This is a genomic window from Acinetobacter sp. WCHA29 (genome assembly GCF_002165335.1).
Taxonomy (GTDB): Bacteria; Pseudomonadota; Gammaproteobacteria; order Pseudomonadales; family Moraxellaceae; genus Acinetobacter.
Genome location: NZ_NHRQ01000018.1, coordinates 23,468 through 38,113, shown reverse-complemented (window position 1 = coordinate 38,113; position 14,646 = coordinate 23,468). Strand labels below are relative to the sequence as shown.

The window sequence follows — 14,646 nt, the reverse complement described above, 5'->3', positions numbered from 1 at the left end:
CAATTTTTCTTTTAATTTACTTGTTGAATATTAAAGCCAAGTGCTTGCAGCTCATCACGTTTAGCAAATGGCGCAACGACTGCTTTTACTGGTTTTTGTTCCAATAAATATTGTTTTGCAACACGCTGCAAATCTTCCAGACTCACACTTAATAAGCGCTCACGTAAAACTCTACGGAATTTTGGCGTACGTGCGTGCAATAATGCATAACAAGCAGTAATTGCTTCGCCAGCAGGTGAACCAGGCTTGTCCATACCTGCGACCAATCCAAGAATTGCCTCTTCAAGTTGATATGGTTGCTGCTCAACATTAAATAACCATTGCACACTTGCTTCAAAATCATTAAATGTTTCAACTAAACGTGGATCGCGATAACTATAAAAACGGAATGAACAAGCATTACCATCATAACTTGCTCCACCACCGTAAGCACCGCCTTTTTCACGAATGGCACTATGTAAGAAACCATTACGTAAATACGCAGCCAATACCATCAATGGTGCTGCATCTGCATGAGCAACATCAACCGCCTGATAGGCGGAAGCACAGAACTGTACATTGGTCTGAATGAGCCATGCTTCATCATTTTCTGTATTGACGTGTTCAACTTCGGTTAGGCTTACAGGTGATTTATCGACAGCCAGTTTATCCCAAACGTTTTGAATCTCTTCAACTAAACGATCAGACTGATGTTCTTCGCAAACCAATAAAAACTGTTTAGGTGCTTGTAATAACTTACGATGAATTGCCTGTAATTCAGCAATTAATGCATGATAGGCATCTTCGTCCTGATCAATCTTAGTGACTAAATCACTCAGCCAGTTCAGCGCACCCAAACCAGTATTATGATAGTCACGTCGAGCTAATGCACTCATTTGACGAGAAGCAATTTGCATTGCATAACTATGTCCAGAACCTGACAAGCGTGACTGCCAACGGGTTTTCCGTTGCTGCAATAATTCGATAATGCGATCTTTTTCATCAAATCGAAGCTGCTCAAAGGCAAGTTTCAACAACTGAATAGAATCTAATTTTTGCGTAAGTGATTTTGTCGTCAGTGTTAACCAAGCACTAATTCGATCTTTATCATCCACTTTGCTACGTAAAGACGCTCCCATTCCCAAACCGCCACTTACAGCCGTTTGGATTTGTTGGAATTCTAAATAATCATGCTCACCTGCGCCAACCTCACCCATCAAGATAGAAAGTAAGTTGAAATAAGGCGACTGTACGATTTCGTCTGGAATCTGAATCAAAACTTGTTGATAGTAAATACCATTGGTGCCTGCATGATAAAGATTTAATGGTGTATCCAGACCATTACAGATAATCTCACGCAATTGACCTTGAACAATATGCAAATCCGCAGGCACATCTTCCAAACCAACTTTAGGAAGTAACTCAAGATCATCAGCTGTGTCTTGACGTTCTTTTAATGCTTCAGTTTTTTGCTGAATTTCAATTTTTTGATCTTCTGTCAAATTAGCCGTAATTTCAGCCAAACGTGCTTGCTCAGCCTGTTGCTCTTTTACTGATTTGGTCGCATCTGGCACTAAGGTCATTTGTACACGATGCGGATTATCTAACAAATGAGTTTTGATTAAATTAGACAACCACATTGGGTCTTTCAATTCTTCTTTCACTTGCTCAATTGCAGAATCCACATCCCAAACATGGATTGGATCATTATGGTGAATTGCACTACCTAGACCATTCAAAATAAGGCTTAAACCATAAGGCGTACCATCACCATTGATCTCACGTTGATGCAATTCAATTTGATGTAAAATCGCATCAACCAAATCACGGTCAATTGGTTTTGAAGCAGCCTCTTTCAAAATATCTAAAACGCCATTTTTAAATGTTTCAGCATGTTCTTCATTCGAGCCTTGTACGCCACAATAGAACGTCATTTCGAAGTTACTATCATCAACTCCCATCAATGGACCTGTTGACTGTGCATAACCACAAGTTTCTAAATAATGACGCAACGGCGACGCTGAATTTTCTAATAAAATTCCTTCTACTAAACGCATACCTAAACGTAATTTAATGTCACTGGTTTCAGGGAGTAACCATGACATCACATGATAAGTTTTATCTTTTAAGTCTTCGCTATCAACTGCATAGCTTTCAGTCACTTCTATTGGTGCTAATAAACGTTTTTCAGGTTTTGAATATAATGTTGTACCCTGAGAAAACTTATTTAATGCTAATTTTTCAAACTGCTCCTGTAAATCATAGGCAGTTTGATTACCAAAAGTCATAAAGACTGCATTACTTGGGTGATAATGTGTTTTATAAAAATCAACAAGCTGTTCGTAGGTTAAATCAGGAATGTCTTTTGGATCACCACCTGAATTATAGTGATAGGTCGTTTCAGGGAATAAATGATGTGCCAACTGGTGATAGAGCTGATCTGTAGGTGAACTCATCGCTCCTTTCATTTCATTGAACACCACACCTTTATAAACGGCTTGATCATTCTCTAATTCAATTCGAATCCCTTCTTGAGCAAAATCTAAAGGATTCAAATTTGCAGCGAATGCAGCATCTAAATACACTGACAATAAATTCTGAAAATCTTTTTTATTCTGTGTCGCAAATGGATAAGCTGTCCAATCTGCTGCTGTGAACGCATTCATAAAGGTATTTAATGAACGGCGAATCATTAAAAAGAATGGGTCGCGTACAGGAAATTTTTCAGAACCACATAAAGCTGTATGCTCTAAAATATGAGCTGTTCCTTTAGAATCCATCGGTTGAGTTCTAAAAGCCACTAGAAATACATTTTCATCGTGATTTGTGGCCAAATGGTAGTGAACAGCACCAGTTACTTTATGCTTATATTCTGAAACTTGAATATCGAGTGCTTCTACATGGTGTTGACGTAATAGCTGAAACGCGGGATGAATGGTTTGAGTAATGCTTTCAGTAACATCTACAGTCATGTGATCTCCAATTTATCTATTTAAATAACACTAATTTAATATAGAGAGTCTACCGAAGAATACACATGGATATCCATGTAAATTGGTATGTTTTTGTAGAAAAATTCAGCAAGCAAGGTGTGATGGTCAATGCATTAGTGTAAACTTTGCTTTTTGATTTTTTAATGTGATGACAAACATGACAACTGTTGATCTTTTTGCAATTGGTAATGCGCTGATTGACCAAGAATTTAAAGTCTCAAATGAGTTTTTAACACAGCAAGCTTTGCAAAAAGGCACAATGCAGTTGACCGATGGTGAAACTCAGGCTGCTTTATATCAACAATTACAAGACACCCAAAACTATAAAGGTCAAGCAAGTGGTGGGTCGGCTGCAAACACAACTGTTGCATTCAGTGCTCTAGGTGGTACAGCTTTTTATGGATGCCGTGTGGGTAATGATGACCTCGGTTCAATCTACTTGAATGGTTTAAATGAAGCAGGCATTAAAACCGCTGCACAATCAATTAGTGAAGGTGTAACAGGCACATGTATGGTTCTGATCAGTCCTGATTCAGAACGTACTATGCACACATATTTAGGCATTACCGCTGAATTAACTGCTGAACAAATCGATTTTGAACCGTTGAAAGCTGCAAAATGGCTCTATATCGAAGGATACTTATCGACAAGTGATACTGCTCGTGTTGCGGTTAAACAAGCACGTGAACTTGCCAAAGCGCATGGCGTTAAAATCGCCCTTTCACTGTCTGATCCTGCAATGGTGCAATATGCACGTCAAGGGCTAGAAGAACTCTTAGATGACGGCGTTGACTTGTTATTCTGTAATGAACAAGAAGCGCTAATGTTCAGTAATACTGAAACACTTGATGCAGCTATTGAAGTTTTAAAATCAAAGAATCAACATATTGTCATCACTCAAGGCGCAAATGGCGCAGTCATCATTGACCCTGAACAACAATTCCACGTTGCTGGTCGTGAAGTTCATGCCGTTGATACTAACGGTGCTGGCGATGCTTTTGCTGGTGCATTCTTATATGCCATTAACGCTGGTTTAACTTTAAAAGCTGCGGCTCAACTGGCTATTTTAATTTCTAGTGAAGTTGTTGCACAATTTGGTCCACGCTTAGCCGTTGAAAACTATGCCAAATTATTTGAACAATTTAAAAATTCTCAACAGGAATATGCTTAAAATGGAAAAAATTTGCATGACTGAAGAAGTTCCAGATCGTGAGTCTCGTGCATATGACACCATGAAAGGAACAACAATCTTTATTACTCAGAAAGATGGTAGCTTTTACGCTTATCAAAATGTTTGCCCACATTTGCAAACTGAACTTGAGTATTTAGAAAATCAATTTTTAGATCAGGATCGTGAGTATATCCAATGCTCAACTCATGGAGCATTATTCTCAGTAGAAACTGGTGAATGTATTTCAGGGCCATGTCTAGGTGAATTCCTTGAAAAAGTAAATTTGGAAGTACACTCTGATGGTGGTATTTATATTGACTAATACCTAAATCATGAATTCTGCGATGACTGAGTTTTTTTTAAATTACTACCTTATGCCATTTCACATGAGCGTAGTGGCTTTGATTTTGCTCAGCATTGCAGAAACAATTGGTATTTTTATTGGGTTACGTCCAAGTCATCTCGTAAAGAAAATGACACCAGAGTGGTTATTAAATTCACCGCTATTAGATGTAAAATTTTCTAAATACTTAATATTTGTATTTTTACTCATCAATTTTAGTTTTGCAGGTTATTTTCTAGAGCTTTCATTTTTTGCTTTACAACACTACTTTATCTCGCCTTACTATCTTTTTGTTCCTGCTTTGATTATCGACATCTTTTTTACAGTGTTTATGATTAATTGTCTTGACCAAGTGATTAAACCTAAAGTCACACATACTCACATTAACTTAGTGGGTCGTTTAGCAACAATCTCAACGGGAAATGCACGTCCAGGCTTCTCTGCACAGGCACGTGTTCGCAATGAATTTGGTCAACTGTATTATGTACAAGTAGAGCCAGAATATGGTGAATTAGAGTTACAATCTCAAGTGTTGTTGATCAGTCAGAAATCCAATTCATACTATATTGCTAAAAAAATCTCTATTTCAAATAAACTATTTACCGCAGACTGAACCCAAAATCCGTTGAAATCTAATTGAAGCGATTAGAATTTTTTTCATTCATCATTAAAATTACAATTTGTTACATAAAGAAAAAGTAAAAAACGTTTAATCACCTCTTCCATTTTCATCAATCTATTGATCTAAATTTCAGACTAAAATGAAGGATGATATTTCACATATTTTTTAAACCAAACTCTACCAATACACTAGGTTTTGCGCAGAATCCATTATAAGAATTACTTAATTGTATAATCAGTTCTTTAAATGATTGTAAATATTATATTTTTTATATTCATACTATTTTAGTTGGTTTAAATTTTTTTTAACTAAGTATAAATCAAACCTTTTTAATCAGATTTAAAAATATAAATACAACCGTTTTAATCAGTTTTTTAAATTAATTCATATTATTTTAGTTGGGTAATAACAACATTTTCAAAATTTAACCAAAATTTATTTAAATAATTGATTTTTATATAAAATATAAAATTAATTCAATTTAAAAGCCTTAAAGGTTTATTTTTAATAAATTTTAATTAATAATATGTAACATCTTTAAAAATATGAGGCGAAGTTCTATGAACATGAGTTCTCAAGATCCAAATCGAAGGTTAATCAGAGAAATCACAATCATTCTTATTATTAAAGTTGTGCTTCTCATGGTGATTAAACATATCTGGTTTGATGCCCCAACGATTCCAAAAGATTTTAACAATGAAGTTGCCGAGCGTATTGCTGGCGATATGTCCAAAACTCAGGAGACACGTTGATGATTTCTGAAAGCGTGGTCGATCTTTCGCGGTTCCAATTCGCAATGACCGCAATGTATCACTTTCTTTTCGTCCCTCTAACTTTAGGTCTGGCTTTTATTCTTGCCATTATGGAAACCACTTATGTGATTTCTGGTAAAGAAATTTACAAAGACATGACCAAATTTTGGGGGAAACTCTTCGGGATTAACTTTGCCTTAGGTGTAACTACTGGTTTAACGATGGAATTCCAGTTTGGTACCAATTGGGCTTATTATTCTCACTATGTAGGCGACATCTTTGGTGCACCGCTTGCAATTGAAGGCTTAATGGCTTTCTTCCTAGAATCGACTTTTATTGGTCTATTCTTCTTTGGCTGGGATCGTCTTTCTAAAGTTCAACACTTAGGTGTAACTTGGCTAGTTGCGATTGGCTCTAATATGTCAGCCTTGTGGATTCTCATCGCAAATGGTTGGATGCAAAACCCTGTTGGTGCCGCATTTAACTATGAAACCATGCGTATGGAACTTGTAGACTTCGGAGCGTTGATTTTCAACCCTGTTGCTCAAGTTAAATTCGTTCATACCGTTTCTGCTGGTTATGTAACAGGCGCGATTTTTGTTCTTGCAATCTCAAGTTACTATTTACTAAAAAAACGTGACTTACCGTTTGCGCGTCGTTCTTTTGCGATTGCTGCAATTTTTGGTTTAGCATCAAGCCTATCAGTAATCTTACTCGGTGACGAATCAGGTTATGAGCTAGGCGATGTTCAAAAAACTAAACTCGCTGCAATCGAAGCTGAATGGCACACTGAACCTGCACCTGCTGCATTTACATTATTTGGTATTCCCAACCAACATGAGATGCGTACAGATTATGCAATTAAGATTCCATATGTTATGGGTATCATTGCAACACGTTCTACAGACAAACAAGTCACTGGCTTACATGATCTGATGAAAGAACACGAAGTACGTATCCGTAACGGTATGGTGGCTTATAGTGAGTTAGAAAAGCTTCGTGCTGGTGATCGTTCACCTGAACTTATGGCTTCATTTGCGAAAAATCAAAAAGACTTAGGTTATGGTTTGTTATTGAAAAAATATTCTCCAAATGTTGTTGATGCAACTGAGGATCATATTAAAGCAGCAACTAAAGATACAATTCCAAACGTCGCTGCATTGTTCTTCTCTTTCCGTGCGATGGTTGCTTCTGGCTTCCTCATGTTATTGCTATTCATCTTAGCAACTTGGGCTGTTGCAAAACGCAATGCAGAGAACAAACCTTGGTTACTTAAATACGCTCTATTTGCACTTCCTCTTCCTTGGATTGCAGCTCAAACAGGTTGGTATGTAGCTGAAGGTGGTCGTCAGCCGTGGTCTATTGGTGAAATCTTGCCTACACACCTCTCTGCATCAAGTGTTAGTACAGGCGATGTATGGGGATCAATTATTGCACTTGCTGCGTTCTACACAGTACTTCTCATTATTGAAATGTACTTAATGATCAAATTTGCTCGTTTAGGTCCAAGTTCGTTGCACACTGGTAAATATCATTTTGAAAAACTAGCTGCAAAAACTGGGGAGGCTCAATCATGATCGAATATGAACTCCTAAAAATTATTTGGTGGGTATTGGTTGGTGTATTACTGATTGGCTTTGCCCTCACCGATGGTTTTGATATGGGCTCAATGGCGCTGATGCCATTTGTAGGTAAAACTGATTCTGAAAGACGTGCTGCAATCAATACGATTGCACCACACTGGGATGGTAACCAAGTCTGGTTTATTACCGCTGGTGGTGCACTTTTTGCTGCATGGCCAATGGTTTATGCTGTCGCTTTCTCTGGAATGTATTGGGCATTACTACTCGTTCTATTTGCGCTATTCCTCAGACCCGTTGGATTTGACTATCGTTCTAAATTAGAAAATACCCAATGGCGTACTTCTTGGGACTGGGGTCTATGTATTGGTGGTGCTGTACCAGCACTAGTATTCGGTGTTGCATTTGGTAACTTATTTTTGGGCGTACCATTTAGCTTAGACGACACCTTACGTTCTGAATACACAGGCAGCTTCTTTGCATTATTGAATCCATTTGCGCTGATTTGCGGTATCGTGAGTTTGTCAATGTTATCTGCTCATGGCGGCGCATGGTTAATGCTTCGTACTGATGGTGATTTACATAACCGTTCGGCTAAAGCAACTCAAATTATGGCAATCGCATTCCTTGTATGTTTCTTAGCGGCTGGCGCTTGGTTATTCTTTGGAAATATCTCAGGCTATAGTTATGCTACTGCTGTTAATACTAATGCTGCATTAAACCCACTTGCAAAAGAAGTGGTAACAAATGCAAACCATGGTTGGTTGAATAACTACTCAACTTACCCAATTACTATGGCTGCACCAATTGTTGCAATCCTAGGTGCATTATTGGTTATTCTTAGTGCTGGAAAACGTAAGGCAGCTGCAAGCTTTACAGGTACGAGTCTGATGATTGTGGGTGCTATCTTAACTGCTGGTTTTGCATTATTCCCATTCTTATTGCCATCAAGTATCAACCCAACATCAAGTTTAACGATGTGGGATGCTGTTTCTAGTCACAAAACTCTTGGTGTAATGACTGTTGCTGCTTGTATTTTTGTTCCTCTCATTTTGATCTATACCTCTTGGTCTTATTACAAAATGTGGGGTGTCATCACTAACAAACACATTGAAGAAAATTCACATAGTTTGTACTAATGAGGAGATGTGAAATGTGGTATTTTGCATGGATTCTAGGCATTTTGATGGCATGCTTCGCAGGTGTACTCAGTGCACTCTATATCGAACACCATCAAGATTTAGATGAGGAATAATAAAATGGCTGAAGCAATGACAACACCGAAGAATAGTAAAGCTCAAGTGCTTGCAATGACCGTTTCGTTTTTGTTGGCATTGCCACTTGCTGCTATTTTATTGGTACACCCATCATTAATGTTAGATGCCAATGGTCACTACAACCACAGTATGCTGATGCTCGTCATGGTTGGTATTTCTGGCGGTTTTATTCATGGTGTTGGGTTTATACCAAGATTTTGGTTATGGAAATGGTTATTTAGCCCTTATATTGCATGGCCTCTGATGATCTTAGGCTATTATATTTGGATTGGTAATTAATCTTTAACAAATCAAATAAAAAGAGGAAGCATGGCTTCCTCTTTTTTGTGTCGTTTTGAATGATCATTTAATAACATACAAAGTAATTACAATGTAATTTAAAATATTGAGTAATAAAATTTTTAATTTATAATCAATAGACTATATGATCGTCTTTTTCATTTCAATTAACTGAATTGGCACCAACGGCTGACCTACATTTGCATTTACAGGATAAGGCTCTGTATGACCTGTAATTTGATAACCACGACGCTGATAATATGCGATTAACTCAGAGCGAACATCCAAGACATACATAATTAAATCTCGAACTTCCGAACAACTCTGTGCAACATATGCTTCAACATAATTAAGCATTTCTCTGCCATAACCTAAATTTTGAATTGTTGGATCAATCGCAAAAGTTCCAATTTCAACAGAATTATGATCAAGACTGAGTCCAATACAAGCAACTAACAAACCTTGTTCATTCTCGCCAACAAACAGTTTAAAATTGGATCGGCTCAAGTCTCCATTCAATTGCTCATTGGTAATCCGTGTTCCATCTACAAATGCTTTTTCAGTGGTCCAACTTCGCTCAGATTGAGCCCGATAAGCCAAATTGATTAATTCAACCAATTGCGCTACATCATCATTTTTTGCAGTTCTAATGTTTAAAGACATTTCTATTTTATACGCTCAATAAAAAACCGATGATAACATCGGTTCTTTTACAGTGGAGCAATTAGTTCGTTTGCCCTGCTAACCACGCCATAAATTTTTGACGCTCAGCTTTTGATGCTTTTTGCCACAAGTCTACGAGTTGCTGATCTGTGGTTTTTATATTACCCGATACTGCCGTTGTTGCTGTTACAGCAACAGGTGCTACATTTGTTGTCGAAGCTGCATATACGGGTGTAGGTTGATTCACGACATTATTTTTGTTTTTTTGCGTTAAATCCAAAGTACGACCTAGCAAACTGTTACCTGAAAACCACGGTTGAGCTTCATTATTTGCACCTGTTTGCTGTACTATAAGTTTTTTGCTTTGATCATATAAAGCAACCGTAGGCTGTTCAGCAAATTTTTTTGCTTCACTAAAGTCTTTTGGAGCATTTACCAGTGCCAAATTATAAGTTTGATTATCTTTTAGATCTGCTGTTTGAATTGTTACCACACCAGATTTCACAATATCGTGTTCACCATTTAAGTGTTCAAAATATTCACGATAACGAACATTTACCGTTAAGTTCCCAGGATCAACCTGATAGTTGTTTTTCTTTGAAGAAATTAACCCATTATTTACTTCTTGACCATTTACCGCAAGAATCACGATTTCTTCAGGTGCAGTGATTGTGACTGCTGAAAAAACTGAACTACTCAATAATAACCCGAAAGCAGCAACACCAACTCTTAAAGACATTAGACTCTTCTCGATATAAACAATTTATGAAATCGTAAGCACTATGCTCTGCGATTATGACCATTTTATGACATAAAACAAAACTGTCTATTCCAACAATTTGGCTTTTTTAAGATATATACATCAATTCTAATGCTAAGCGCCATAGTTCTTTTGGCGAATACAAACCCTTAAATAAAAAAAGAGCACATTGAGTGCTCTTTTTAATGATACGTATATTTACTTAGTTAAAAGTTTTGAAACGTGCAGCATCATCCATATAGGTTTTTTCACCAGCAGCCGCTTCAATAGAACCGAATACTAACTGGGCACGTAGTTTCCAGTTTGATGGAATATCAAAAGTTTCAGCCACTTCGGCATCCACGATTGGATTGTAGTGCTGTAATGATGCACCAACACCAATTTCAGATAATGCAGTCCATGTTGCGAACTGTGCAATTGCACTTGAATGTTCAGACCAAACTGGGAAGTTATCCGCATACAATGCGAATTGCTCTTGTAAACCTTTTACAACATCTTGATCTTCATAAAATAACGCCGTACCAAAACCTGCTGAGAAACTATCAATTTTCGCGCTAGTATTTGCAAATGCTTCTGCTGGAAGCATTTTACGTAAAGTTTCGCGAACAATTTCCCAAAATTTATGATGTGATTCACCATATAAAGTTACAACACGTGAAGTTTGTGAGTTGAATGATGATGGGCTTTGTTTTACTGCTTCGCGAATTGTTTCTTCAATCGTTGCTTGGTCAACTGTAAGATTTTTACCAATTGCATAAATGGTACGACGTGATTTAATGCTATTTAGAAAGTTACTCATGTTGTTATTCCTACTATACCTTTAAGGCGTTATCTTGGATTGAATGTAGTGTATAACGATACATTTTTTAGGAATAGTCTAAAAAATATGACATATCGTTTTATTTTTGAAACAATACTATTTGTGAACTATAAAAAAACTCCACATTGAGTGGAGTTCTTTTAACATAAACTAATTACTTATCAGTTTCAAATAATGCCGCAACAAATGATTTTGCTGAGAAAGGGCGTAAATCATCAATCTTTTCACCGACACCGATATAACGAATTGGCACATGGGTACGGCTCGCAATATTAAATAACACACCACCTTTCGCTGTACCATCAAGTTTAGTAATCGTAATACCCGTTAAGCCAACCGCCTCATCAAACAGTTGTACTTGGTTAATTGCATTTTGGCCTGTCCCCGCATCTACAATTAACATAATTTCATGCGGTGCCGTTGCATCAATCTTCTGCATCACACGTTTAACTTTTTTCAACTCTTCCATAAGATTTGATTTATTTTGCAAACGACCTGCTGTGTCAGCGATTAGAACATCAATGCCTTTCGCGCGCGCACTTTCAAAAGCATCAAAGATAACCGACGCACTATCAGCACCATGCCCCTGAGCGACAACTGGAATATCGTTACGTTCACCCCAAATTTGTAGTTGCTCAGTCGCTGCAGCACGGAAAGTATCACCCGCCGCTAGCATGACTTTTTTACCCTCACCTTGTAAACGTTTAGCCAGTTTACCAATGGTCGTCGTTTTACCTACGCCATTTACACCCACCATTAAAATCACATAAGGCGATTTATTTGGATCGATATGTAATGGTTTGACACGTGGCGCCAGTAATGCAACCAACTCTTCTTGTAATGCTTTGTAGAGCGCATGCGAATAAATTAAATCTCCACGCGCAGTTCTTTCAGTAAGATTGGCGATAATAGTTTTGGTCGCATCGACACCAATGTCGGCGATGATTAGCTGTTCTTCAACTTCTTCTAATAACTCATCATCAATTTCTTTGCCACCAATTAAGATATTGACCACACCATCCGTAAAACTACGACGCGTTTTAGCCAAACCATCCTTCATACGACCAAAGAAACCCGTTGACTTGGCTTCTTCTGTAATAGCAGGAACAAATGTTTCTTCCACAACTACAGGTGATGGCGTTTCAACAGTATTTTTAGCTACTGGCTCAATAATGGGAACATCGACAGCAGGTAAACTTGGTAATGTGACATCGTCATCTCCGATATCGGCATTTATCAAGAATTTATTTTGCATATTCGATTGCTGTTGCATGTCGATTCCTTGAGAAAAAAAGCAGCTTTTTTAAAGATGGTCAGTCTAGCACAAATTGATTTCTTTTTCCTGACTAAGGCAAACTGTTCATTTATAAATAGAAATGAGTCGATTAAAACTTATTCATCTTCTTGTGCCATGGCTGGGTACTCTTTGATTCGACTAGATTCAAATTCATAAGCGTTCAAAAGCTTTAAATAATCTTCACGGCGAATCTGAGAATTTTCCAGTATATGTACTGCCATTTGTTGTGTTTTAGGATGACTGGCTTGCTGTGAAAACTGAAGTACTTGTTGATATTGCAAAGGATTGACAGGACGTTTCAATGCATAAAATGCAATGATAAAAATAGACAAAATAATGATACTGACCAAAGCATTATAAAATTGGTCAATTTTCAACCCCAATTTGGATTGTAGAACTTTATGTTTAGAAATTATAGACAGCATAATCTACCTCGAATTAGATGTAGTGTATGTGTCTAGCTCGCTTAGGACAAGTGTAGCGTTCAATAATTCACCGCTAGTAAGTTTATTGAACGCTCATATGATATTAATCAACTCATCAGCGAACGGACAAAGGCGAAATATAAAATAAATGCAATAATCACAAGTGCCAAAAATATAGCAAACATCCCTACACCACTTTCAGCATCAGCTGGATGTAAATCATCATCATCAGCAATACGTTTCAACTCGCCATTGTAAATATCATAAAACCGATCTTTTTGTTCAGGGCTTAAATGACTTGCGAAATCGTAAACTCTTTTACGCTGTGCTAAACAATAGTCACCTAAGTGAATCTCCTGATGAAAGATTGCCTCATCGAGTAATTTACGGTGATGATGAGCTAAAGCAATAATTTGGCTTTCTGCTGGCGGTACATCAAGGCTGAAGCCATCAATTACATTTGACATATTATTCTCCTTATCAATTTCTATTATTTTCACTTTGATTTTACTTAAAAATATTTGCGAGAAGTGTTTAATCGTGTAAGCTTACAAATTACATAATGACACGCAATATATTTGACAATTCAAGTAATGTTGTCATAATTATTTCATAATTCAGAGTTATAGTGACTTAAGTTCAAAGTAAAGTATCTTTGAATAGAATCTGAAGTAATCATAATTAAAATAAGGAGTTATATATGATTCAGCATTTTACACAACATGAACTAGAGCATGTGTATGCCAATGCAGTAAATACAATTCAATCGCAAAAAAACTTTCTAGATGCTGTGAAAGAGCTTGAACAAGTAGCTCAAGCAGGTCACGGTAAAGCAGCATTATTTTTAGCGGAACTGTATTATCAAGGTTTTCGAGTAGAACGTGATTCTTTGAAAGCTCAATATTGGCAAAAGTTAGCAACAATGCAAGCATAAGAAAACGTCACTCAGGTGGCGTTTTTTAATACCTCCTTAAAACGTACAACATCACTCCCTCCCACGGTCTAACTTGCGCTGCATCAAAGCTTTGATTTGCTCAGGTAGTGTTAACTTTAATAAAAAAAATATTTCTAGAGTCTTTCTGAATTGCTTTTATCTGATGCAAAGATTGAATAATCAAGATGATATTTTGACCCAAAAGAATATTTGCTTACGATTTAGATTAATTGTTTAAACATAAATGCCATATAAATTTCTTATAATTAAACATGAGTTTAAATAAAATTAGTTTACGAACATGTATCGTTTTAATAATTTCCAACCAGTATCACGCGAGTTGATGATTAAAATTTCAATTCTAAAAACAATGATGTATTGTGGCGTACTTTGGGGTTTATATCATCAAGGTTGGGCAATCAAGTCCGATCACGATGGTCATGTATTCCCATTTTGGTTGAATGGCGTACAAGCACACCGTTATGCAAAATCAAATTGGAAAAATTATAAACCACGTAAAATTACACCAAAAGATTTTCATGAATCACTGTTACCAACCTTAACGCGTTTACAAGTAGAGCCTGCTCTATTTAATTCTTCGCATCGTAAATTCAAGCTTTCGACACAACAAATGCAGCATTTCTTTTTTAAGCCAGAACCAGTTATGGCGTAATAGATTTGCCCACCAATCATGATGACTTTTTAGACATTCACAAGAGAAAGTTATCATTGTTGCGCATTTAGTGCTTTG

The 14,646-nt window shown here is 36.9% G+C and carries 17 protein-coding genes; 10 read left to right on the top strand and 7 right to left on the bottom strand.

Going from position 1 to position 14,646, the window contains the following annotated elements:
• Window positions 1–11: 11 nt before the first annotated feature.
• Complete coding sequence (locus CDG59_RS11540; RefSeq protein ID WP_087545456.1) at window positions 12–2,951, bottom strand: insulinase family protein; 2,940 nt, start codon at window positions 2,949–2,951, stop codon at window positions 12–14.
• Window positions 2,952–3,129: 178 nt separating this feature from the next.
• Here CDG59_RS11540 and CDG59_RS11535 point away from each other — a divergent pair, with 178 nt between their 5' ends.
• The 8 genes from CDG59_RS11535 to CDG59_RS11500 all read left to right on the top strand — a co-directional run bounded on the left by CDG59_RS11535 (window position 3,130) and on the right by CDG59_RS11500 (window position 8,996).
• Entirely contained in the window at window positions 3,130–4,143 is a 1,014-nt protein-coding gene (locus CDG59_RS11535) for an adenosine kinase (RefSeq protein WP_087545454.1), read from the top strand.
• A 16-nt stretch (window positions 4,144–4,159) separates the two neighbouring features.
• The gene (locus CDG59_RS11530) at window positions 4,160–4,465 is read left to right on the top strand and encodes a Rieske (2Fe-2S) protein (protein WP_087545480.1); all 306 of its coding nucleotides are present in this window, start codon (window positions 4,160–4,162) and stop codon (window positions 4,463–4,465) included.
• 22 nt (window positions 4,466–4,487) lie between these two features.
• Window positions 4,488–5,099, top strand: a complete 612-nt coding sequence (locus CDG59_RS11525) for an OB-fold-containig protein (RefSeq protein WP_171062101.1) — start codon at window positions 4,488–4,490, stop codon at window positions 5,097–5,099.
• A 569-nt stretch (window positions 5,100–5,668) separates the two neighbouring features.
• Window positions 5,669–5,860 carry a cytochrome oxidase putative small subunit CydP gene (cydP, locus tag CDG59_RS11520; RefSeq protein WP_004662308.1) on the top strand — a complete coding sequence of 64 codons (192 nt, stop codon included), beginning with the start codon at window positions 5,669–5,671 and terminating at the stop codon, window positions 5,858–5,860.
• Entirely contained in the window at window positions 5,860–7,437 is a 1,578-nt protein-coding gene (locus CDG59_RS11515) for a cytochrome ubiquinol oxidase subunit I (RefSeq protein WP_004662309.1), read from the top strand. Before cydP ends, CDG59_RS11515 begins: the two co-directional genes overlap by 1 nt.
• Entirely contained in the window at window positions 7,434–8,579 is a 1,146-nt protein-coding gene (gene cydB / locus CDG59_RS11510; RefSeq protein WP_087545452.1) for a cytochrome d ubiquinol oxidase subunit II, read from the top strand. The genes CDG59_RS11515 and cydB overlap by 4 nt, the downstream gene beginning before the upstream one ends.
• A gap of 14 nt (window positions 8,580–8,593) precedes the next feature.
• A complete protein-coding gene (cydX, locus tag CDG59_RS11505) occupies window positions 8,594–8,695 on the top strand; it encodes a cytochrome bd-I oxidase subunit CydX (RefSeq protein ID WP_002120988.1) in 102 nt (33 codons plus the stop codon).
• A 4-nt stretch (window positions 8,696–8,699) separates the two neighbouring features.
• On the top strand, window positions 8,700–8,996 hold the full coding sequence (locus tag CDG59_RS11500) for a cyd operon YbgE family protein (RefSeq protein WP_005160016.1): 297 nt from the start codon (window positions 8,700–8,702) through the stop codon (window positions 8,994–8,996).
• A gap of 141 nt (window positions 8,997–9,137) precedes the next feature.
• Here CDG59_RS11500 and CDG59_RS11495 read toward each other — a convergent pair whose 3' ends face one another.
• The 6 genes from CDG59_RS11495 to CDG59_RS11470 all read right to left on the bottom strand — a co-directional run bounded on the left by CDG59_RS11495 (window position 9,138) and on the right by CDG59_RS11470 (window position 13,428).
• A complete protein-coding gene (locus CDG59_RS11495; protein ID WP_171295034.1) occupies window positions 9,138–9,659 on the bottom strand; it encodes a GNAT family N-acetyltransferase in 522 nt (173 codons plus the stop codon).
• 61 nt (window positions 9,660–9,720) lie between these two features.
• Window positions 9,721–10,398, bottom strand: coding sequence for a DUF2057 domain-containing protein (locus CDG59_RS11490; RefSeq protein WP_087545450.1), 678 nt, complete (start codon window positions 10,396–10,398; stop codon window positions 9,721–9,723).
• Window positions 10,399–10,621: 223 nt separating this feature from the next.
• Complete coding sequence (locus CDG59_RS11485) at window positions 10,622–11,218, bottom strand: nitroreductase family protein (RefSeq protein WP_087545448.1); 597 nt, start codon at window positions 11,216–11,218, stop codon at window positions 10,622–10,624.
• Between the two features lie 175 nt (window positions 11,219–11,393).
• Complete coding sequence (gene ftsY / locus CDG59_RS11480; protein WP_087545446.1) at window positions 11,394–12,512, bottom strand: signal recognition particle-docking protein FtsY; 1,119 nt, start codon at window positions 12,510–12,512, stop codon at window positions 11,394–11,396.
• Window positions 12,513–12,631: 119 nt separating this feature from the next.
• The gene (locus CDG59_RS11475; RefSeq protein ID WP_087545444.1) at window positions 12,632–12,961 is read right to left on the bottom strand and encodes a hypothetical protein; all 330 of its coding nucleotides are present in this window, start codon (window positions 12,959–12,961) and stop codon (window positions 12,632–12,634) included.
• A 107-nt stretch (window positions 12,962–13,068) separates the two neighbouring features.
• A complete protein-coding gene (locus tag CDG59_RS11470) occupies window positions 13,069–13,428 on the bottom strand; it encodes a hypothetical protein (RefSeq protein WP_087545442.1) in 360 nt (119 codons plus the stop codon).
• A 233-nt stretch (window positions 13,429–13,661) separates the two neighbouring features.
• Here CDG59_RS11470 and CDG59_RS11465 point away from each other — a divergent pair, with 233 nt between their 5' ends.
• A complete protein-coding gene (locus tag CDG59_RS11465) occupies window positions 13,662–13,895 on the top strand; it encodes a hypothetical protein (protein ID WP_004662320.1) in 234 nt (77 codons plus the stop codon).
• Between the two features lie 301 nt (window positions 13,896–14,196).
• On the top strand, window positions 14,197–14,568 hold the full coding sequence (locus tag CDG59_RS11460) for a DUF2750 domain-containing protein (protein WP_087545440.1): 372 nt from the start codon (window positions 14,197–14,199) through the stop codon (window positions 14,566–14,568).
• Window positions 14,569–14,646: the final 78 nt, after the last annotated feature.

Excerpts from the sequence above, each read along its gene's own strand:
- cydB (WP_087545452.1), top strand. The coding sequence starts at position 7,434 with ATGATCGAATATGAACTCCTAAAAATTATTTGGTGGGTATTGGTTGGT.
- CDG59_RS11530 (WP_087545480.1), top strand. The coding sequence starts at position 4,160 with ATGACTGAAGAAGTTCCAGATCGTGAGTCTCGTGCATATGACACCATG.
- CDG59_RS11500 (WP_005160016.1), top strand. The coding sequence starts at position 8,700 with ATGGCTGAAGCAATGACAACACCGAAGAATAGTAAAGCTCAAGTGCTT.
- CDG59_RS11540 (WP_087545456.1), bottom strand. The coding sequence starts at position 2,951 with ATGACTGTAGATGTTACTGAAAGCATTACTCAAACCATTCATCCCGCG.
- cydP (WP_004662308.1), top strand. The coding sequence starts at position 5,669 with ATGAACATGAGTTCTCAAGATCCAAATCGAAGGTTAATCAGAGAAATC.
- CDG59_RS11470 (WP_087545442.1), bottom strand. The coding sequence starts at position 13,428 with ATGTCAAATGTAATTGATGGCTTCAGCCTTGATGTACCGCCAGCAGAA.
- CDG59_RS11495 (WP_171295034.1), bottom strand. The coding sequence starts at position 9,659 with ATGTCTTTAAACATTAGAACTGCAAAAAATGATGATGTAGCGCAATTG.
- cydX (WP_002120988.1), top strand. The coding sequence starts at position 8,594 with ATGTGGTATTTTGCATGGATTCTAGGCATTTTGATGGCATGCTTCGCA.
- CDG59_RS11525 (WP_171062101.1), top strand. The coding sequence starts at position 4,488 with ATGACTGAGTTTTTTTTAAATTACTACCTTATGCCATTTCACATGAGC.
- ftsY (WP_087545446.1), bottom strand. The coding sequence starts at position 12,512 with ATGCAACAGCAATCGAATATGCAAAATAAATTCTTGATAAATGCCGAT.
- CDG59_RS11535 (WP_087545454.1), top strand. The coding sequence starts at position 3,130 with ATGACAACTGTTGATCTTTTTGCAATTGGTAATGCGCTGATTGACCAA.
- CDG59_RS11460 (WP_087545440.1), top strand. The coding sequence starts at position 14,197 with ATGTATCGTTTTAATAATTTCCAACCAGTATCACGCGAGTTGATGATT.
- CDG59_RS11475 (WP_087545444.1), bottom strand. The coding sequence starts at position 12,961 with ATGCTGTCTATAATTTCTAAACATAAAGTTCTACAATCCAAATTGGGG.
- CDG59_RS11465 (WP_004662320.1), top strand. The coding sequence starts at position 13,662 with ATGATTCAGCATTTTACACAACATGAACTAGAGCATGTGTATGCCAAT.
- CDG59_RS11515 (WP_004662309.1), top strand. The coding sequence starts at position 5,860 with ATGATTTCTGAAAGCGTGGTCGATCTTTCGCGGTTCCAATTCGCAATG.
- CDG59_RS11485 (WP_087545448.1), bottom strand. The coding sequence starts at position 11,218 with ATGAGTAACTTTCTAAATAGCATTAAATCACGTCGTACCATTTATGCA.
- CDG59_RS11490 (WP_087545450.1), bottom strand. The coding sequence starts at position 10,398 with ATGTCTTTAAGAGTTGGTGTTGCTGCTTTCGGGTTATTATTGAGTAGT.